17 protein-coding genes are annotated in these 18,563 nt (G+C 63.9%); 8 read left to right on the forward strand and 9 right to left on the reverse strand.

Annotation, left to right across the window (positions count from 1 at the left end):
* Positions 1-47: 47 nt before the first annotated feature.
* The 4 genes from LRS11_RS14265 (at position 48) to LRS11_RS14280 (ending at position 5,241) form a co-directional block, all read left to right on the forward strand.
* Positions 48-2,333, forward strand: a complete 2,286-nt coding sequence (locus LRS11_RS14265; RefSeq protein WP_260493604.1) for a fatty acid cis/trans isomerase — start codon at positions 48-50, stop codon at positions 2,331-2,333.
* Positions 2,334-2,451: 118 nt separating this feature from the next.
* A complete protein-coding gene (nfuA, locus tag LRS11_RS14270) occupies positions 2,452-3,036 on the forward strand; it encodes a Fe-S biogenesis protein NfuA (protein WP_260493605.1) in 585 nt (194 codons plus the stop codon).
* A gap of 247 nt (positions 3,037-3,283) precedes the next feature.
* On the forward strand, positions 3,284-4,279 hold the full coding sequence (locus LRS11_RS14275; protein WP_260493606.1) for a response regulator: 996 nt from the start codon (positions 3,284-3,286) through the stop codon (positions 4,277-4,279).
* A gap of 8 nt (positions 4,280-4,287) precedes the next feature.
* Positions 4,288-5,241 carry a diguanylate cyclase gene (locus LRS11_RS14280; protein ID WP_260493607.1) on the forward strand — a complete coding sequence of 318 codons (954 nt, stop codon included), beginning with the start codon at positions 4,288-4,290 and terminating at the stop codon, positions 5,239-5,241.
* A gap of 15 nt (positions 5,242-5,256) precedes the next feature.
* Here the strand turns inward: LRS11_RS14280 and LRS11_RS14285 are convergent, their stop codons facing one another.
* The 5 genes from LRS11_RS14285 to LRS11_RS14305 all read right to left on the reverse strand — a co-directional run bounded on the left by LRS11_RS14285 (position 5,257) and on the right by LRS11_RS14305 (position 8,678).
* Positions 5,257-6,426: an MFS transporter gene (locus LRS11_RS14285; RefSeq protein WP_260496927.1), complete on the reverse strand. Its 1,170-nt coding sequence runs from the start codon at positions 6,424-6,426 to the stop codon at positions 5,257-5,259.
* Between the two features lie 13 nt (positions 6,427-6,439).
* Positions 6,440-6,679: a DUF1272 domain-containing protein gene (locus LRS11_RS14290; protein ID WP_260493608.1), complete on the reverse strand. Its 240-nt coding sequence runs from the start codon at positions 6,677-6,679 to the stop codon at positions 6,440-6,442.
* A 15-nt stretch (positions 6,680-6,694) separates the two neighbouring features.
* Positions 6,695-7,687: a GlxA family transcriptional regulator gene (locus LRS11_RS14295; protein WP_260493609.1), complete on the reverse strand. Its 993-nt coding sequence runs from the start codon at positions 7,685-7,687 to the stop codon at positions 6,695-6,697.
* Between the two features lie 86 nt (positions 7,688-7,773).
* The gene (locus LRS11_RS14300; RefSeq protein ID WP_260493610.1) at positions 7,774-8,277 is read right to left on the reverse strand and encodes a hypothetical protein; all 504 of its coding nucleotides are present in this window, start codon (positions 8,275-8,277) and stop codon (positions 7,774-7,776) included.
* A 131-nt stretch (positions 8,278-8,408) separates the two neighbouring features.
* On the reverse strand, positions 8,409-8,678 hold the full coding sequence (locus LRS11_RS14305) for a hypothetical protein (protein ID WP_260493611.1): 270 nt from the start codon (positions 8,676-8,678) through the stop codon (positions 8,409-8,411).
* 241 nt (positions 8,679-8,919) lie between these two features.
* On the opposite strand from LRS11_RS14305, the gene LRS11_RS14310 reads away from it, so the two are divergent.
* The 3 genes from LRS11_RS14310 (at position 8,920) to LRS11_RS14320 (ending at position 11,259) form a co-directional block, all read left to right on the forward strand.
* Positions 8,920-9,111: a PLDc N-terminal domain-containing protein gene (locus LRS11_RS14310; RefSeq protein WP_260493612.1), complete on the forward strand. Its 192-nt coding sequence runs from the start codon at positions 8,920-8,922 to the stop codon at positions 9,109-9,111.
* 375 nt (positions 9,112-9,486) lie between these two features.
* On the forward strand, positions 9,487-10,347 hold the full coding sequence (gene speE / locus LRS11_RS14315; protein ID WP_260493613.1) for a polyamine aminopropyltransferase: 861 nt from the start codon (positions 9,487-9,489) through the stop codon (positions 10,345-10,347).
* A gap of 99 nt (positions 10,348-10,446) precedes the next feature.
* The gene (locus LRS11_RS14320) at positions 10,447-11,259 is read left to right on the forward strand and encodes a substrate-binding periplasmic protein (protein WP_260493614.1); all 813 of its coding nucleotides are present in this window, start codon (positions 10,447-10,449) and stop codon (positions 11,257-11,259) included.
* A 48-nt stretch (positions 11,260-11,307) separates the two neighbouring features.
* Here the strand turns inward: LRS11_RS14320 and LRS11_RS14325 are convergent, their stop codons facing one another.
* Both LRS11_RS14325 and LRS11_RS14330 read right to left on the reverse strand, forming a co-directional pair.
* Positions 11,308-12,753 carry a methyl-accepting chemotaxis protein gene (locus LRS11_RS14325; RefSeq protein ID WP_409519735.1) on the reverse strand — a complete coding sequence of 482 codons (1,446 nt, stop codon included), beginning with the start codon at positions 12,751-12,753 and terminating at the stop codon, positions 11,308-11,310.
* A gap of 339 nt (positions 12,754-13,092) precedes the next feature.
* On the reverse strand, positions 13,093-13,539 hold the full coding sequence (locus tag LRS11_RS14330; protein WP_260493616.1) for a hypothetical protein: 447 nt from the start codon (positions 13,537-13,539) through the stop codon (positions 13,093-13,095).
* Positions 13,540-13,646: 107 nt separating this feature from the next.
* Here LRS11_RS14330 and LRS11_RS14335 point away from each other — a divergent pair, with 107 nt between their 5' ends.
* Positions 13,647-13,910: a hypothetical protein gene (locus tag LRS11_RS14335; protein ID WP_260493617.1), complete on the forward strand. Its 264-nt coding sequence runs from the start codon at positions 13,647-13,649 to the stop codon at positions 13,908-13,910.
* Positions 13,911-14,052: 142 nt separating this feature from the next.
* Here LRS11_RS14335 and LRS11_RS14340 read toward each other — a convergent pair whose 3' ends face one another.
* Complete coding sequence (locus LRS11_RS14340; RefSeq protein WP_260493618.1) at positions 14,053-15,399, reverse strand: class II 3-deoxy-7-phosphoheptulonate synthase; 1,347 nt, start codon at positions 15,397-15,399, stop codon at positions 14,053-14,055.
* A gap of 157 nt (positions 15,400-15,556) precedes the next feature.
* Positions 15,557-18,547: an autotransporter domain-containing protein gene (locus LRS11_RS14345; protein WP_260493619.1), complete on the reverse strand. Its 2,991-nt coding sequence runs from the start codon at positions 18,545-18,547 to the stop codon at positions 15,557-15,559.
* Between the last annotated feature and the right edge of the window lie 16 nt (positions 18,548-18,563).

The raw sequence follows: 18,563 nt of genomic DNA on the forward strand, positions 1-18,563 counted from the left end.
TTTTCAGTGGCCTGATAGAATCGTCATTCACACACAGGGCTGGGTTTATGTCGCGCCAGGGATTTGCAATTTTCTTCCTCGGTTTCATCTTGTCCGGCCTCGCCGGCGCCAGCGAAGCGGTTTCCTACAGCCGCGACATCCAGCCCATCCTCACGCAAAAGTGTGTGGCCTGCCACGCCTGCTATGACGCGCCCTGCCAGCTCAACCTGGGCAGTGGCGAGGGCGTGCTGCGCGGGGCCAGCAAGCTGCCAGTGTATGACGGCGGGCGAACTAAGGCTCAAGCCACTACGCGCCTGTATTTCGATGCCCAGGGTGAGGCGGCCTGGCGCGCTAAGGGCTTCGAGTCGGTGCTGAACCCACAAAATGGCCAGGCAGCGCTGATGGCGCGCATGCTGGAGCTGGGGCGCAGCAATCCGCCGGTGCCGAATGCCAAGCTGCCGGCCGAGCTGGATATCTCCATCGCCCGCGACAATCAGTGCCCGCTGCCGGGTGAATTCGATGCCTACCAGAAACAGTTCGCCCACGCCGGTATGCCGTTCGCTGTGGCCGGCCTCAGCGACGCCGAATACGCCATGCTGCAGCAATGGCTGAAACAGGGCGCGCCGGTGGATGAGCAGGCGCTGCAACCTTCGGCTGCCGAACAGCAGCAGATCGCCGAGTGGGAAGGGTTGTTGAATGCACCAGGCGCGCGCGAGGCGCTGGTCGGGCGTTGGCTGTTCGAGCATCTGTTCCTCGCCCACCTGTACTTCGAGGGCGGCGAGCCGGGGCATTTTTTCCAGCTGGTGCGTTCGCGCACGCCCAGCGGCCAGCCGATCGATGCAATCGCCACCCGGCGGCCCAACGAAGACCCGGGCACCCAGGTGTATTACCGCCTGTGGCCGATCCAGGGTGTGATCGTGCACAAGACCCACATCACCTATCCGCTCAGCGCGAAGAAGCTGGCGCGGGTCAACGAGCTGTTTTACGGCACGGACTGGACCACCGATGCGGTGCCCGGCTACGGCGCCCAACGCCGGGAAAACCCCTTCGAGACCTTCGCCGCCATCCCGCCGCAGGCGCGCTACCAGTTCATGCTGGATAACGCCGAGTACTTCGTGCGCACCTTTATCCGCGGCCCGGTGTGCCGTGGGCAGATCGCCACCGACGTGATCCGCGACAACTTCTGGGCGCTGTTCCAGGCGCCGGAGCGTGACCTCTATCTGACCGATGCCGCCTATCGTTCCGAAGCCACGCCGCTGCTGGCCATGCCCGGGCAGTTCGACGAGATCGGCGATCTACCGGGGGTATGGCGCAGTTATCGCAACAAGCGCAACCAGTACGAGGACCTGCGCCAGCAGGCCTATGCCGATGCGCCGGCACCCAGCTGGTCGAGCATCTGGGCCGGCAACGACAACGCCTTGCTGTCGATCTTCCGCCAGTACGACAGCGCTTCGGTGCGCAAAGGTCTGATTGGTGAGATTCCGCAGACCCTGTGGTTGATGGATTACCCGCTGTTCGAGCGCACCTACTACCAACTAGTGGTCAACTTCGACGTGTTCGGCAATGTCTCGCACCAGGCGCAGACCCGGCTGTACTTCGACCTGATCCGTAACGGTGCCGAACTGAACTTCCTGCGCCTGCTACCGGCCGAGTCGCGCCAGACCTATCTGGATGACTGGTACCAGAGCAGCGGCAAGCTGAAGATGTGGCTGACCTATGTGAATGCCGATCTGCATACCCCGACCGCCCTCAAGCTCGAGGGTCGCGACCCCAAGCGCGGGTTTGCCCAGGCTTTGCTGGAACGCTACGCGGATATCAATGCGCGGCCCGACCCGCTCAATCGCTGCACTACGGCCGAGTGCTACCGCCCGGGTTTGCCCACTGAGCTGGAGGATGCCGAACAGGCACTCAGCCGTTTGCCTGGCAAACCGGCGGCAGGGCTCAAGGTGATCGACCAGTTGCCGGAAGCCAGCCTGCTGCGCGTCGAACTGGCCGATGGCCGGCGCGAGATCTACAGCCTGCTGCGCAACCGTGCGCACAGCAACGTGGCCTTTATCGCCGGTGAATCGCTGCGCTATCAGCCGGGGCTGGACACCCTGACGGTCTATCCGGGGGTGCTGACCAGCTACCCGAACTTCCTGTTCAATGTGCCGGCCAGTCAGGTGCCTGAGTTTGTCAGCAGCCTGGAGCAGGTGCGCGATCCCAACGCGTTCGGCAAACTGGTCGAGCGCTGGGGCATTCGTCGCAGCCATCCCGAGTTCTGGCGTTATTTCCACGATCTGTCGGCCTATATCCGCGAAACCGAGCCGGTCGAGGCGGGCGTGCTGGACATGAATCGCTACCAGAATCTGTGACAGGGCCCGTCGGTGAGCGTGTTCATCGGCGGGCTGGGAATTATTCCTACTAAATTGGTAGGACTTTATCCGTGAAGCCGACTGGCGTACACTGCGCCCATGTTTGCGAGGAGTTGCCATGAGCGCCATCACCATTACCGACGCGGCCCACGATTACCTGGCTGATCTGCTGAGCAAGCAGACCACTCCGGGCATCGGCATCCGTGTGTTCATCACCCAGCCGGGTACCCAGTACGCGGAAACCTGCATCGCCTACTGCAAGCCGGGCGAGCAGAAGCCGGAAGACACCGCCTTGGGCCTGGCCAGCTTCACCGCCTGGATCGACGCGGTCAGTGAGCCGTTCCTCGAAGACGCCGTGGTCGACTACGCCACCGACCGCATGGGCGGCCAGCTGACCATCAAGGCGCCGAACGCCAAAGTACCGATGGTCAACGAAGACAGCCCGATCAACGAGCGCATCAACTACTACCTGCAGACCGAGATCAATCCGGGCCTGGCCAGCCACGGCGGCCAGGTCAGCCTGGTCGATGTGGTCGATGAGGGTATTGCTGTGCTCAAGTTTGGCGGTGGTTGCCAGGGCTGCGGCCAGGCCGACCTGACCCTCAAGGAAGGCATCGAGAAGACCCTGCTCGAGCGCATCCCGGAGCTGAAAGGCGTGCGTGACGTGACCGACCACAGTAATCGCGAGAACGCCTATTACTGATAGGCGCGGTTGAGTTCCAACAAGGCGACTTCGGTCGCCTTGTGCGTTTCTGCTGCAGTCGTTTGCATACAAAATGTCGTCTAGTCGACAAAGTAATGGCACATTGCTATGGCGTGCGCGGAGAAAAAATGTTTCCTTATGCCGCGCATTTTGTATGGCCATCGCCGGACTTCTGGCATGGCTGAAGCGATGACCCGGGGCGATCAGCGCAGCCCGTCATTTCGCGTGCTAGTCACGAGGGAAGGAAATGCCAACGTTCTCCCTACTGGTCTGCGACGACTCCAACATGGCGCGCAAGCAGCTGCTGCGTGCATTACCTGCCGACTGGCCGGTGACCGTCAGCCAGGCCAGCCACGGCCAGGAAGCGCTGGAGCTGCTGCGCACGCAGCATTTCGATCTGCTCCTGCTCGACCTGACCATGCCGGTGCTGGACGGCTACGGCGTGCTCACGGCGATCCGCGCCGAAGGCCTGCAATGCCCGGTGATCGTGATTTCCGGCGACGTGCAGGACGAGGCGCTGCGCCGGGTTACCGAGCTGGGCGCGCTGGCCTTCCTGAAAAAGCCGGCTGAGCCCGCGCTGCTGCAAGAGACCCTGCAGCGCCTGGGGCTGCTGGCGGCGACTGGCGGGGCCCCGGTGTCGGCCAGCCTCAGCGAGCCCCAGGTGACTTTCCGCGATGCCTTCCGCGAGGTAATCAACGTCGCCATGGGCCGCGCCGCTGCACTGCTGGCTCGGGTGCTGGGGGTGTTCGTGCAGTTGCCGGTGCCCAACGTCAACATCCTCGAGGTCGGCGAGTTGCACATGGCGCTGATCGATGCCCAGCAGGGTGATCGTCTGACGGCGGTGTGTCAGGGCTATATTGGCGGTGGCATCTGCGGTGAGGCGCTACTGTTGTTCCATGACTCGGAAGTGGCCGACATGGCCAGGCTGATGCAGCGCCAGGAACATGACTACCAGCCGATGGAAATGCTCCTGGACATGTCCAGCGTGGTGATCGGCGCCTGCCTGAGTGGCATCGCCGAGCAGATCAACGTGAAGTTTTCCCAGGGCCACCCACAGATACTCGGCGAACATGCCTCGATCGACGAGTTGATCCGCCTCAATCAACAGCGCTGGCGCAAGACCCTGGCAGTCGAGGTCAGCTACAGCATCGAGGGGCACGACATCCACTTCGACCTGTTGCTACTGTTTACCGAGGACTCGGTACCGCTGCTGACCCACAAACTCGCTTACCTGATGGGATGATCTAAGACATGGCTGGCATGGATCTCAACGAGTTTCACTGGTTGCTGGCCATCGTGCAGAGCATCGACGTCGGCGTGGTGGTGCTGGATCGCGAGTACCGCGTGGAGGTGTGGAACAGCTTCATGGAGAACCGCTCCGGCCGCACGGCCCACGATGCGGTGCAGAAGTCCTTCTTCAGCCTGTTTCCCGAGGTCGAGGAGCCATGGTTCCGCCACAAGGTGGAAAGCGTGGTGACCCTCGGCACGCCGGCATTCACCATCTGGGAGCAGCGACCCTACCTGGTGCGGTTCAAGAACTACCAGCCGATCACCGGCCAGGAAGAGTTCATGTACCAGAACACCACCATCCTGCCGCTGCAGGCCACCAACAGCGTGGTCGAGCATGTCTGCCTGATCATCTACGACGTCACCAATGTCGCGGTGAACAAGCACCAGTTGCAGTCGGCCAACGGCCAGCTCAAGCACCTGTCGCGCACCGACCGCCTGACCGGGCTGAACAACCGCGGGCACTGGGAAGAAGAACTCAAGCGCGAGTACTCGCGTCATCGCCGCTACGGCAGCACGGCGGCGCTGGTGATGTTCGATATCGACCACTTCAAGAAGGTCAACGACACCTATGGTCACCAGGCGGGTGACAAGGTGATCCAGGCGGTTGCCGACGTGGTACGCAAGGAAGCGCGCGATACCGATATCGCCGGGCGTTACGGCGGCGAGGAGTTCGTCATTCTCCTGCCGGACGTCGACAGCGCCGGCGCGCGCCTGTTTGCCGAGCGCTTGCGGCAGAAGACCGAGGCGCTACAGGTCGACTATGACGGCCAGCTGATTCCCTTCACCATCAGCCTGGGCGTCGCCGACCTGGCGCAGAGCAGCAACGACCACCAGCAACTGATCGAGTGGGCCGACCATGCGCTGTACCAGTCCAAGCGCAATGGGCGTAATCAGGTGAGCGTGCACGGCGCCTGAGATGCTCCTACCCGGTTAGGTCTGCATCGCTGTTCGGCTTGCCGGTCTGCGCAAGGCCAGCAGGGCTAGCGCCAGCAATGGCAGGATGGCCAGGTTGACCGGGTTCCAGCCGATGCCGCTGATCAGCGCGCCGGAGGCGAACGAGGCGAGCGCCGCCATCGTGCCATTCCCCAACTCCATCAGCCCCTGGGCCTGGCCACGTTCGGCCGGCGTGTGACCGGTGCCGAGCAAGGTGGTACCCGCCACCAGCATCAGGTTCCAGCCCATACCCAGCAGGCAGGAGGAGACCAGGAAGTGCACCTGTGCCTGGCCGCTCAGGGCAATGCCGGCGCTGAGGCTGACCAGGGTGATGCCGAGCAGCGCCACGCGGCGGCTGCCGAGGCGATCTACCAGGGGGCCGGCGATGAAGGCCGGCAGGAACATGCCGAGCAGGTGCCACTGGATCACCTGGGCGCTGGCTTCCAGTGACAGGCCGCAGAAACTCATGGCCAGCGGCGTGGCATTCATCACCAGATACATCAGGCCGTGGCCGATGGCGGTGGTCGCCATCGCCGCGCGCACCGGGCTCCGGCTCAGCAGTTGGCGCAGCGCCTGCCAGCCGCCATTGGCCGGGGCCGGTAAGCGCCCTTCACGCAGACTGGCGAGCAGCAGCGCGGCGGTCACGGCCAGCACAGCCAGCACCAGGTAGGCACCGACAAAGGGCGTACTCAAAAGATGGCGCGACCACAGCGTCAAGCTCGGTGCGAGCAGGGCGGCGCATACGCCACCGCCGACCACCCAGGCGGTCGCCCGGCCCTGGTGTGCCGTGTCCACTGCCTCCAGCGCGACGAAGCGGTAGTACATCGCCGAGGCCTGGTAGACGCCAATCGGCAGCGCGCCCAGGCAGAACAGCAGAAAGTCCGCCTGCCACACGCCCAGTGCGCTGAGCAGTCCGCCCGCTGCACCGGCGCCGGCACCGAGCATCAACCCCGGCCGCCGCCCGTGACGCTGCATGAACAGCGACAGCGGCTGGGTAGCCAGCAGATTACCCAGCACCAGCAGGGCCAGCGGCAGGGTGGCCAGCGCATTGCTGGGTGCCAGCTGCAGGCCGACCAGGGCGGTGAGGGTGATGCCGATCATCGCGCAGCTCCAGTACAAGGCCTGGGCGATGAACAGTTTCAGCAGGGTGGGGTTACGCAGAAGCAGCATGGTGAAATCCTCAGGCGCAGCCGCCTGGCTTGTGGAAGCGTGTGCTGGAGGGTGGGTTGGCAGCCAGCTTGGTGGCGGGGCGAATCGGTCGGCGCAGCAGCTCGCCGCCGCAGTTGGGGCAGTGGCCGTGCAGGCGCTGTTCGGTGCAGTCGCGACAGAAAGTACATTCGAACGAGCAGATCATGGCGTCCGGCGAGTCGGGCGGCAGGTCGTGGTCGCAGCATTCGCAGCCGGGGCGTAGTTGCAGCATGCTTATCTCTCCTGATCAGGCAAAACGTTCGGCATAGTCCTGGGGGCTGACCGCCAGGTGTTTGTGAAAGGTGCGGCGCAGGTTTTCCGGGTGGTTGAAGCCGGTCAGGCGCGCCACCGTGCTGATCGAGGCGCCGCTGTCCTGCAGCAGCGCGCGCGCCGCCTCCAGGCGTAAGCGTTCCACGTAGCGACCGGGGCCCATACCCAGTTCCTGGACGAACAGGCGCGACAGGCTGCGGCTGGACAGGTTGGCCTGGCTGGCCAGGGCTTCTAGCGACAGATCGGCTGAGAGGTTCTGCGCCATCCACTCGAGCAGGCCGAGCAGGCGCGGCGTGCGGTTGGCCTGTGGGGTGAGCAGGGCGCTGAACTGCGCCTGGCCGCCGGGGCGGCGCAGAAACATCACCAGGCGCCGCGCCACGGCCAGGGCCAGCGGGCGACCGAGATCGGCCTCGACCAGGGCCAGGGCCAGATCGATGCCGGCGGTGACCCCGGCCGAGGTGAAGATATGGGCTTCGCCATCGCGACCGCTGGGGTCGTAGGTATGCAGGCGATTGCCGTCGATCTCGATCTGCGGATAAGCGCGCAAGGCTTCGACATCCGCCCAGTGGGTGGTCGCCCGGCGTCCATCGAGCAGGCCGGCGGCCGCCAGGATCAGGGCGCCGGAGCACACAGAGCCGAGGCGGCGCACTTTGGGTTCGGCTGCTCTTAGCCACGCCAGCAGCGCTGAGTTCTGGCACTGCGCCCCTTCGCCGAGGCCGCCGGGAATCAGCAGGGTATCCAGCTCGGCCGGGTCGCTGTCGCGCCAGGCCTGCTCGGCAACCAGCTGGAAACCCGCCGAGGTGGCGACGGGGCCGGGTTGTTCGGCCAGTACCAGCAGACGGTAAGTGCTTGGCAGGCCCTGGCGTTGCCGCTCGACATTGGCCGAAGCGAATACCTGCAGCGGGCCGGTTACATCCAGGCTCATGAAATCCGGGTAGATCAGGCCGGCAATGGTGCGTAGCGGGTCCATGGGCGACTCTCGCAAGAAGATGAGCGCAGTCTGCGCTCGGCCCTACTTGGCGACAATGACAATAAACCCACAGATCTTGCCAGGTCTCAGCTTTCGCCGAGGAAGCGCCCCTGGATAAGGTCTCGCTGTACCCGCAGCGGCTGGCTGGGGAAGTTAGGCGCATCTTCTGCGCTGTTGGCCATGCCGGACAGGTGCACCCGCATGCCGCCCGCAGGGAGCAGCTCCAAGGCGTCGATGTCATCGATGGAGCGGAAGCTCTTGCCGCCGATCCACACCACGTCGAGAAACTGGTAGTGCTCCTTGCCGTCGCGCCCCTGGCCGCGCTGGAAGGCTGCCAGATACTGCAAGTGGCCATTGCCGCCCCCGTAGCCTTCCACGGTAAACACGGCGAACGCCTGAGAGTCTGGCTGCTGTGGATCCGCCAAACGATACAGGCTGGCTTCCGGATAGCCACTGCTGTAACCGTCGCCGAGCAGTTCAACCAGACGTTCGATCTGTGCGGCTAGGGCCTCGGAGGGCGCATCGGCGTGTGCGAATAGGGAAGGTGTCGATAACAGGAGACAGAGCAACAGATGGCGCAGGCGTGGCATGGGTCCCTCCAGAGTGGCCGTTGCGGGAGGGCAGCTTAGCGGATTGCAAGGGGGGGCGTGGAAAAGCGAAGCCCCCTCGCCTTGCGGCAGAGGGGGCTTCGGGGTGGCGGCAGGCCGGGTAGAGCGGAGTCTTACTCCGGCATGCTCCACGGCTCGAGGGCGAAGCCCTGGCTGCTCAGCTGCTCGCGCGACTGGATCAGTACATCGGCCAGTTGCGCCGGGTCACGGTAAATGTTGCTGGTGAGACGAGCCTGGCCGACGCGGGTGTTGGTGCGGTCAATCACGGTCAGGTTGATGAGTTCACCGCTGCCATCCTGCTGGGTCCAGGCGACACACTGGAACGGCTGGAAGGCGCGGCCGGCAATCAAAAGTGCTTCGTTGACGCGGAGCATGGTGTTCATGGGTCTGTTTCTCCAGAGGCTGCCCAATATGCGATCTGGCCGACGAAAGCGCTTATTGCCGTGGCCTGTGCATTGTTGATGGCGAAACCTGACTGGAAAGTCACATGCTGGCGTAAAAACATAGAAATATGTCGCATGTTCCCGTTTTCAGACGCTTTTGCCCAAGACTAGCGAGGAACATGGAACATCGGCGGATTCTGTTTATCCTAAGCAGGCAACCCCATCACACAGGAGTGTTTCCATGGGCTCTATCTTGAGCGGTCTTCTCAGTCTCGTCATTCTGGTTCTGGATATCTGGGTGATCATCAATGTGGTGAAAAGCAACGCGGAAACCACGATGAAAGTGGTCTGGGTGCTGCTGATCGTCTTCCTCCCCGTGCTCGGCCTGATCATCTGGGCCCTGGCCGGGCCGCGTGGCAACGTTCGTCTATAAACCCCTCAGGCTTCTGAACCCTGTCCTTCCTGTCGGCGTCTACCGCAGGAAGGCGTTCTCACACATCCACTTGCAGCCTGGCGGTGGAGCCACCCCGGTTATGCACTTACAATGCGCGCCTTTTCATGGGCGGGTGACGGAACCTGTCCAAAGCCTGCTGCGCGTCGGCCATACTGCGTTGAAATCGAGCTCAGAAAGCGGCTTGCCGCTAATGAGCTTTAGCTCGACCCGAAGGGCGAGTGAAACGAGTCATGCTCATTTAGCACTCGTAAACTGCGCTTCTTCGCTCGATTTCGCCTTGTCTGGCTCTAGCTCGCATGCCTTTGCACAGGTTCTCAGTCCGTCCGCATCCACCACTTCGACGGGGGACTACCCATGAGCGACTACCAGGAAACTCTCTACGACGGCTATGGCCAGCGTTTTCGCATGGACAAGCTGCTGCATGAGGTACGCACCGAACACCAGCATCTGGTGATTTTCGAGAACGCCCGCATGGGCCGGGTGATGGCCCTGGACGGGGTGATCCAGACCACCGAGGCCGACGAGTTCATCTACCACGAAATGCTCACCCACGTACCGATCCTCGCCCACGGTAGCGCCAAGCGCGTGCTGATCATCGGCGGCGGTGACGGCGGCATGCTGCGCGAAGTGTGCAAGCACCGCAGCGTGGAGAGCATCACCATGGTCGAGATCGACGGCACCGTGGTCGAGATGTGCAAGGAATTCCTGCCCAACCACAGCTGCGGCGCCTATGAAGATCCGCGCCTGAATCTGGTGATCGACGACGGCATGAACTTCGTCGCGACGACCGAAGACAAGTTCGACGTGATCATCTCCGACTCCACCGACCCGATCGGCCCGGGCGAGGTGCTGTTCTCCGAGAACTTCTACCAGGCCTGCCGGCGCTGCCTGAACGACGGCGGCATCCTGGTCACGCAGAACGGCACACCGTTCATGCAGCTGTCCGAAGTGCAGAACACCGCCAGCCGCATGGATGGCCTGTTCGCCGACTGGCATTTCTACATGGCAGCGGTGCCCACCTATATCGGTGGCAGCATGACCTTCGCCTGGGGCTCCACCGACGCCGAGTACCGCAAGCTGCCACTGGAAACCCTGCGCCAGCGCTTTGCCGGCAGCAGCATCGTGACGCGCTACTACAACCCGGAAATCCATCAGGGCGCCTTCGCCCTGCCGCAGTACGTGCTGCAGGCCGTGAACAAGCCGAGCAACGACTGAACGTCAGCAGTACCGGCAGGGTGGAATTGGTCGGCGTGTTTCTGGACGTTGGCGTTATGTACCGCCATGCTTAACCTAACTGCTCAAGAGAGAAGCGGCATGGCGAGCCTGCGCGTATTGATTCTGCTGGTGCTTGGCGGCCTGTCCTGCGCAGTTGCTGCCGCGGAGGAAGATTGGCCGCGGCTCAGACTCTGTTATGAGCTGGGCGGCCTGCCGCCCTACACCAGCCCGCCGGCCGAGGCGTCGGTAGAGCAGCCGGGGTTGATTATCGAGCTGATCCAGCAGGCCGCCTACCAGGCCAAGTTACGTTTGGATCTGCACCAGCAACCCTGGAAGCGCTGTTTGCATGAGGTACGGCAGGGCGACAGCGATGGTCTGTTCATTGCCGTTTGGCAGGCGGATCGCGATGCCTGGGGGCGTTACCCCGGTCGCGATCCTCAGCGCCAGATCCCGATCGATGTCAATCAGCGCCTGTGGCGTGTCGAGTACCCGATCATCGTGCGCCCTGGCAGCGCACTGCAGTGGGATGGTCAGCGCTTTTCCGGGGTTCGCCATGGCGTTGGTGCGCCGCTGGGCTATGCCACCAGTCAGCGTCTGCGTGAGCTAGGCGTGCTCGCCAGCGAGTCGTTGGGGCAAGCCGCGGCGCTCAGAATGGTCGCGGCGGGGCGCCTGGATGGCTATGTGCTGGAACGCGAGATCGCCCTGGAGCTGATCGAGCGCCTGCAACTGCAGGGGCAACTGATGTTCCTGCCCCAGTCGCTGCTGGATACCGACTGGTACCTGCCGCTGTCGCATCAGTTCTACAGCGCTAATCCTGAGTTGGCAGAGGGCTTCTGGCGAGCCGTGGCCGAGCAGCGCCAACAGCTCGGCGCTGATCTGAGCAGGCGCTATCTGCGCCAGCCGCTGCCCTGAACCAAAGAGCCCGCCATGCGGCGGGCTCTTCTTCGATCGGTATCTGCCTTATTGCTGCGAAGCGACTCGCTGATGCAGTTGCTGCGACAGCTGTTCCAGGCGCTCCCCTAATCCCACTAGTGACTCCTGGGCGTTGAGCAGTTCGGCGCTGGCCTGGCGTTGGCGCAGGCTGGCTTCGCGCTGGGCGGCGCTGTTGTCGCGCACCTGGGCCAACTGGCGGTGGGCCTGGTCGAGGGCCTGGCTGTGCTGAAGGATGGCGCCGGACAGGTTGGCGGTCAGGGCGGCGTTTTCGCTGAGCGCCTCACCGACACTGCAGACTTGATCGGCACCGGTGTTGACGATCTGCTCGGACTGGCCGAGCACGTTCTGCACCGTGTCGGCCGTCTGGTTGCTGCGTTGCGACAGGCTGCGCACTTCATCGGCAACCACGGCAAAGCCGCGTCCGTGTTCACCGGCGCGGGCTGCCTCGATGGCTGCGTTGAGCGCCAGCAGGTTGGTCTGCTGGGCGATGGCGCTGATCATCTGCATGGATTCGGCGATGCGCTGGTTGCTCTGCTGAATGGCCTGCATGCTCTGCTGGGCGTCCTGCATACGCTGGGCGCAGGTGGTGACCTGGCCGCTGCTGTGCTGGGTGTCCTGGCTCAGCTGCTGCATCTGCGCAGTGCTGTCGGCAAGGTTTTCCAGCACCTGATGCACGGCCAGGTCAAGCTGGTGCATGGCGTCGGACTGTTGTTGCACGTCGCCGTCGATGCTCTGGCAGCGCAGGCGCATGCTGTCCAGGGTCTGGTACAGCTGCACGGAGAGCTGGCGCAGGTCGGCGGCGCCGTGACGTACTTCATCGAGCAGGGCTGCCAGCTGCTGGCTGCCGAGGGTGGCGGCCTTGCCCACGCGCTCGGCCTCGTCGAGGTTCTGCTGGGCGCCGTCCAAGGCCTGTTGGCGCACCTTGGAGCTGTACCACTGGGCCAGCCACATGGTCAGCACCGGCAGCATGTAGCCCGAGTACTCGTTGAGCATGGCGTCACGCGGGCTCAACTCGAAGTTCGGCGGTTCGACGCCACTGCGCTGCAGGCGAATCAGCCAGAACACGAACACCATCTGGCACAGGGCCCAGAAGGCCGCAGTGCGCCCGCCGAGCAACAGGTAGGCGAAGCCGATCACCACCAGTGGCCAGAAGATATGTGCCGAGTGCAGGCCGCCCAGCTGGTAGATGAGGATCATGGTGTAGCTGCTGATCAGCGCCATGGCCAAGTTGGCCACGCCACGCGCCGGCAGCCAGGCGTTACGCAGGAGCAGCAACCCCAGCGGCATGCCGATGATCAGCAGGAAGGAGCCCTGCATCAGCGCATCGTTACCCAGGCGGCCCCATTTGATCCCGCTGTACAGGCCGATGACCAGGCCGCAGAAGGCGAAGAAGGCCAGCATGCGGCTGAGCAGCTCGTCGCTGGGGCTGAGTTTGGTCTGCGGCATAAAGCTCGCTAAAAGGCCCTGTTGCATGGGGGGCTCCGTTCGTGTGGGTTGCCGACACTATCGGCCGCTGACACCCGCAACTTGAGGGTGATGCGGGTGTGCGGCGCACAGTTCGGGTGGTTCGAGTGATGGCACATGGCCTGCGTCGAGAGTACAGCGCCAAGGCCTTGGCGGCGACCGATTGGCGACGAAGCACGCCTTCAACCTTGAGCGCGCAACTCAGTAACCACGCGGCTTTACACGATGCTGCCGAGCGTCTGGCCGAAAAGCCTGCAGGAAAGGCGCAATCGGCATCTGCTCTACAGCGCTTATATCCGGCGGCGGCACTCCGGGAATCAGCGACTCATGCCAGCCGCTGACTGGCCCTCAGTCAGGCGTCTCGCAGGGCTGCAGGCGTGTCGGTTTGCTTTGCAGGATGCTCTCCAGGCGCGCCATGTCCGAGACCTCCGAAGGGGTGGTGTCGGTCATGTAGTGGGAGATCCTCAGCTGCGCACTCCCCTCGGCGCTGCAGAAACCGGCCGGCAACGACGATGGCACCTGGAGCAAGGCGAAGGCCTGCTGCTGATTGCTGAAACAGAACCAGGGCAGACGCTCGTCGTCGGCACTGCGCGGGATCTTTGCGGCGCTGCTGCCTTGCGGGTAGAAGCACAGGCCGTGGTTGAACTCGTCCTCGGCGAAAAACTGGAACTGGCCGGAAACCGTCAGGGTGCCGCTGTAATGGCTCTGGAAGCCTTCCTGACGCTGCAGCTGCAGGCCGTCGGCACTGGCCAAGGTGCAGGCGCCGAGGAGGGCGAATAGAAGAATGCTGCGCATGGGGCTTCCTTGCTGAAGAGCTGATCCTTTTGAGGGGGCTGAACCTAACAGGCGCGTATGGAGGCTGTCAGTCCGTTCGACAAAAAATTCACGGGTCATTGCGCAGCATGGCCAATAGTCGTCCCGCGTGCCTTGGCCCGGCTGCTCGCTTTACCGTGGCCATCGTCAGCGGCTCGAAGATCCTGGTGCAGCCCAAGGGCCTGGCGCCGCGCCTGTACGACTACCAGCTGGGTGCCGGAGCCAGGGTCGATCTGCTCACCGACAACCCGGCCCAAGCCGAGCTGCAGCAGCGCCTGGAGGCGTTCCTCCAGGTCGCTACCCAGAGCCTGCTGGACAACAGCGCCGGGGTGCGTGACAGCAAACCTGAGTGAAGGTTGTCGCCGCACTGGCGTGTGCCTGTGCAGCTAGGTCACGTACGAGTAATGCGTGCCCTACGGAAATGCCGTCCCAACCATGCGCCGAGGCGCTACTGCTTCCCGCCAGCAGTGGTTGGAACGGCGCGTAGGTAGACGCTTAGCGACGCACCTGCTTGAGCGTCTCGGCAATCATGAAGGCCAGTTCCAGCGACTGGTCGGCGTTCATCCGCGGGTCGCAGTGGGTGTGGTAGCGGTCCGACAGGCCGGCCTCGGTGATCGGCCGCGCGCCGCCGATGCATTCGGTGACGTTCTGTCCGGTCATCTCGATATGGATGCCGCCGGCGTAGGTGCCCTCGGCCTGATGCACGGCGAAGAACTGCTTCACCTCGGAGAGGATCTGCGCGAAGTCGCGGGTCTTGTAGCCGCTGCTGGCTTTTATGGTGTTGCCGTGCATGGGGTCGGAGCTCCACAGCACCTGCTTGCCTTCGCCCTGCACCTTGCGCAGCAGACGCGGGAAGTGCGCTTCGACCTTGTCGGCGCCCATGCGTACGATCAGGTTGAGGCGGCCGGGGTCGTTGTCCGGGTTGAGGATGTCGATCAGGCGGATCAGCTCGTCCGGGTCCATGCTCGGGCCAACCTTGACCCCGATCGGGTTGCCGACGCCGCGCAGGAATTCGACATGGGCGCCGTCCAGCTGGCGGGTGCGGTCGCCGATCCACAGCATGTGCGCGGAGCAGTCGTACCAGCCGCCGGTGAGGCTGTCCTTGCGCACGAAGGCCTGTTCGTAGCCGAGCAGCAGGGCTTCGTGGGCGGTGAAGAAGTTGGTCTCGCGCACCTGGGCGGCGCCGTCCATGCCGCAGGCGCGCATGAAGGCCAGGGTTTCGTCGATGCGGTCGGCCAGCTGGCTGTACTTCTCGCCCAGCGCCGAATTAGCGATGAAATCGAGGTTCCACTGGTGCACCTGGTGCAGGTCGGCGAAGCCGCCCTGGGCGAAGGCGCGCAGCAGGTTGAGGCTGGCGGTGGCCTGGTGGTAGGCCTGCAGCAGGCGCTCCGGGTCCGGTACACGGCTTTTCTCGTCGAAGTCGATGCCATTGACGATGTCGCCACGGTAGGCCGGCAGGGTCACGCCATCGATGGTTTCGTCATTGGCCGAGCGCGGCTTGGCGAACTGCCCGGCCATGCGCCCGACTTTGACCACCGGACAGCCGGCGGCGAAGGTCATGACAATGGCCATCTGCAGCAGCACCTTGAAGGTGTCGCGGATCTTCAGGGTGGAGAATTCGGCGAAGCTTTCCGCGCAGTCGCCACCCTGCAGGAGAAAGGCCCGACCCTGGGTGACCTCGGCAAACTGGCGACGCAGCTCGCGCGCCTCGCCGGCGAAGACCAGCGGCGGATAGCCGGCCAGGGTCTGCTCGACACGTTGCAGGTGGGCGAGGTCAGGGTAGGCGGGTTGTTGCTGGATCGGCTTGCTTCTCCAGCTTTCGGGGCTCCAGGCGTGCGACATCGGACTTCTCGGTTAGCGGCTATTCAGGCGGACTGGCATGGTAACCGATCAGCCATGGCCGGCAAGCCGATAGGCACGATAGACGCGCTGCATGAGAGCGGGCAGCGGCAGCGATGCGCTGGTTCTAGAACCCCTGATACGGGCAAGGGGCGCGCTATTAGAAATTGATCTGTAACAACCCTGTCAGGCCGTTCTCCTGCGTATCGCTGCCGAACTGGCCGTTGTAGGCCAGGCTCAGGCTGGCAGTCGGGGTCAGGGCCGCTTCCAGTCCCAGGCTGACGAGTGTGGTGTCCTCGGCCAGTGCTACGCCGGGTATCGCGAAGGTACCGGTGGGGGCGAATGCCATGCTGTTGGACGGTTCGAGGTCGCCGAAGGTGTGGCGCCAGCCCAGCCCGCCCTTGACCTTCATCGGCATGTCGCGGATGGCGAAGGTGTAGCTGGGGCGTATGCCCAGGGTGCTGAATGTTATGTCCTGGTCATTGTCGTCCACGCGCAGGGCCGCAGGGCCACCGTGCTCGGTAAACCCCTCGGTACTGACCTTGACCCATGCAAGGTCGGCGTAGGGCTCCAGCAGCGCGGCTCCCAGGCTGACCTTGTAGCTGACGCCGGCGAAGACCTGGCCGGTGCTGGCCGAATAGTCTGCGCTAGGGGAGTCACTGAAGCCGCTGAAGCGCACGCTCCGTTGGCTGTCGATCTCGCTGACCGTGTAGGTGGTGCCGGCCTTGAGCGACCAGGCGCCGAGTTGCGTACCGGCATAGGTGCCGAGGCTGTAGTTGTCGCTGGTGGACGAGCCGTGCGAAGCGTCCACGTCCGAGCGCGTGTAGCCGCCGATGAGGCCCAGGGTTGTGCTGTCCGTAATGCGCGAGTCGATGCCGAAGAAGGTGCCGGCGGTGTCATCCACCAAGTCACCTTGCTTCCTGCGCGCGCCGACACCTTGCAGCCACGCGCTCGGGTGTGGGTCGAGTTGCACCCAGGCGGTCAAGCGAGGGGCCAGTTGCAGCGTGCCGAGCGAGGTCAGCAGGGGCGTGAGCGGCTCATCCTGTTGCGCAGCGAGACGCTCGTTGACTGCGTCCCGCACGAAGTGGCTGCTCTCCAGCAACAGGGTCTGCTGCGATGGATAGATCTGCCCGGACAACTGGTCGAGGGCGTCGCGGATTTCGCTCACCGTGGGCAGTAGAACGATCGCGCCGAGGATCGGGTTGTCCGGCGGCAATTCGTCCACGGCCCCGCCTGTCGACTCTTGTGGCGGGGTGATCGCGATAGGGTGTTCGGGCGTACCCTCGCCGGGTGGTACGCCGACTATTGGAGGTTCTGGGGTGCCCCCGATTGGAACCTCGTTACGAGTGACGAGGTAGTAGACGTTGTTCGCGTCGTAGGTAAGGCTGATATTTGACAGTGGCAGGCTGCGGGTCGGGTAGATGAACGTGCCGTTGACGCCGCCGTCGGCGGTGAGGATTGCATAAGGCTGGTTCACCACCGGGATAAAGTCATGGAGTACGGTGCTGGCGCCGGCATTGTTCAGCGTGGCGATCCCGCTGGCGTGGATCAGGTCGGGCGCGCCGCTGGAATTGAAGTCGACAACGTAACTTGCCGTGGGTGTGGTGGTCAGGTTGCCGGCAATGCTGAGGGTGCCGCTGCTGTCGCGGGCAGCGCCTGGTGAAACGCTACCGCCGACGGTGCTTTGCGGCAGCGTGCCGGTACCGCCGAGAAATGTTGCTGGAGTGGTGGTTAGCTGGCTGGAAGCGGTGATCGAGCTATTGACGAACAGGGAGCCGCTGTTCAGCTCGGTAGTTCCGGTATAGCTGTTGGTTCCGCTCAGGAATAACGCCCCGTCGCCCCTCTGGGTCAGACTGCCGGATCCGCCGATCTCGCCGTTGAGGATGAAATTGCTGCCGCTTGCCTGGGTGAACGATGTATCACCAAGCAGGATCACTGAGCGGTTGCTCGCGAAACTCTGCTGGGTGTGCAGGGTGCCGTTACCTATGCTCAGTGAGCTGCTCCGGGCGCCGAGGCTGCTGTCGGCGTCGATGGAGAGTGTGCCGGCGTTGATGCGGGTGCCACCGGTGTAAGCGTTGTCGCCGTTCAGCACCAGCGTTCCGCTGCCGCTCTGGGTCAGGCTGCCGGTGCCGCTGAGCACGCCGTTCAGGGTGAAGTCGGTGCCAGCTGCCTGGGTGAACCCGGCATCGCCGGTCAGGCTGACCAGGCGGTTGCTCGCGAAGGTTTGCTGGGTGTGCAGGGTGGCGTTTCGGATGCTCAGATGGGCGCTCGAGGCACCGAGGCTGCTGTCGGCGTCGATGGATAGAGTGCCGGCGTTGATGCGGGTGCCACCGGTGTAAGTGTTGGCGCCGTTCAGAACCAGCGTCCCGTCGCCGTTTTGGGTCAGGCTACCGGTGCCGCGTATCAAGCCGTTCAGGGTGAAGTCGGTACCGGCTGCCTGGGTGAATTCTGCATCACCGTTCAGGGTGACCAGGCGGTTGCTCGCAAAACTCTGCAGGGTGTGCAGCCTGCCGTTGCCGATGGTCAAGGTGCCGCTTGAGGCGCCGAGGTTGCTGTCCGCGCTGATGGTGAGCCTACCGGCGTTGAGGCGGGTGCCGCCGGTGTACGTGTTGTCTCCGCTCAGGGTAACGAAGCCGCCGCCACTGCCGTCACCGTTGAGATTCAGGCTGCCGGTGCCGCCGATCACGCCGTTCAGGGTGAAGCGGGTACCGAGCGCCTGAGTGAGCGAAGCGTTGCCGGTCAGGGTCACCGCGCGGTTGGTGGCGAAGGTTGTCTTGGTGTTCAGGGTGCCGTTGCCGAGGGTCAAAGGCCCGCTCAGGGCGCCGAGGTTGGCATCCACGTCGACCGAAAGGGTGCCGCTATTGACCGTGGTGCCGCCGGTGTAGGTGTTAGTTCCGTACAGGGCCAGCGTCCCGTCGACGCCATTCTTGATGACGCCGCTGCTGCCGCCGAGGTTGTTGCTGATGGCGATCAGTTCGGGCGAGTCGATGACCAGGCCGGCGCCGGCGAAGACCACGGGCGCGCCGACTATGACGTAGTCCTGACCGTTGGGTTGGAACAGCCAGGATGAGGGATTGACCGGGGCCGCCACCAGAACACTGTTGGTGCCGCCATTGCCGAATAAAGCATCCTCGCCCGGACTGTCGGGCACCTCTGCCGGCGTCCAG

Source organism: Pseudomonas sp. J452 (assembly GCF_024666525.1).
Lineage (GTDB): Bacteria > Pseudomonadota > Gammaproteobacteria > Pseudomonadales > Pseudomonadaceae > Aquipseudomonas.

What these genes read in the sequence shown, in the direction of transcription:
- LRS11_RS14340 (WP_260493618.1), bottom strand. Translation starts at nt 15,399, where the DNA reads ATGTCGCACGCCTGGAGCCCCGAAAGCTGGAGAAGCAAGCCGATCCAG.
- LRS11_RS14320 (WP_260493614.1), top strand. Translation starts at nt 10,447, where the DNA reads ATGGCGAGCCTGCGCGTATTGATTCTGCTGGTGCTTGGCGGCCTGTCC.
- nfuA (WP_260493605.1), top strand. Translation starts at nt 2,452, where the DNA reads ATGAGCGCCATCACCATTACCGACGCGGCCCACGATTACCTGGCTGAT.
- LRS11_RS14310 (WP_260493612.1), top strand. Translation starts at nt 8,920, where the DNA reads ATGGGCTCTATCTTGAGCGGTCTTCTCAGTCTCGTCATTCTGGTTCTG.
- LRS11_RS14325 (WP_409519735.1), bottom strand. Translation starts at nt 12,753, where the DNA reads ATGCAACAGGGCCTTTTAGCGAGCTTTATGCCGCAGACCAAACTCAGC.
- LRS11_RS14300 (WP_260493610.1), bottom strand. Translation starts at nt 8,277, where the DNA reads ATGCCACGCCTGCGCCATCTGTTGCTCTGTCTCCTGTTATCGACACCT.
- LRS11_RS14265 (WP_260493604.1), top strand. Translation starts at nt 48, where the DNA reads ATGTCGCGCCAGGGATTTGCAATTTTCTTCCTCGGTTTCATCTTGTCC.
- LRS11_RS14280 (WP_260493607.1), top strand. Translation starts at nt 4,288, where the DNA reads ATGGCTGGCATGGATCTCAACGAGTTTCACTGGTTGCTGGCCATCGTG.
- LRS11_RS14295 (WP_260493609.1), bottom strand. Translation starts at nt 7,687, where the DNA reads ATGGACCCGCTACGCACCATTGCCGGCCTGATCTACCCGGATTTCATG.
- LRS11_RS14290 (WP_260493608.1), bottom strand. Translation starts at nt 6,679, where the DNA reads ATGCTGCAACTACGCCCCGGCTGCGAATGCTGCGACCACGACCTGCCG.
- LRS11_RS14275 (WP_260493606.1), top strand. Translation starts at nt 3,284, where the DNA reads ATGCCAACGTTCTCCCTACTGGTCTGCGACGACTCCAACATGGCGCGC.
- LRS11_RS14305 (WP_260493611.1), bottom strand. Translation starts at nt 8,678, where the DNA reads ATGAACACCATGCTCCGCGTCAACGAAGCACTTTTGATTGCCGGCCGC.
- speE (WP_260493613.1), top strand. Translation starts at nt 9,487, where the DNA reads ATGAGCGACTACCAGGAAACTCTCTACGACGGCTATGGCCAGCGTTTT.
- LRS11_RS14330 (WP_260493616.1), bottom strand. Translation starts at nt 13,539, where the DNA reads ATGCGCAGCATTCTTCTATTCGCCCTCCTCGGCGCCTGCACCTTGGCC.
- LRS11_RS14335 (WP_260493617.1), top strand. Translation starts at nt 13,647, where the DNA reads ATGGCCAATAGTCGTCCCGCGTGCCTTGGCCCGGCTGCTCGCTTTACC.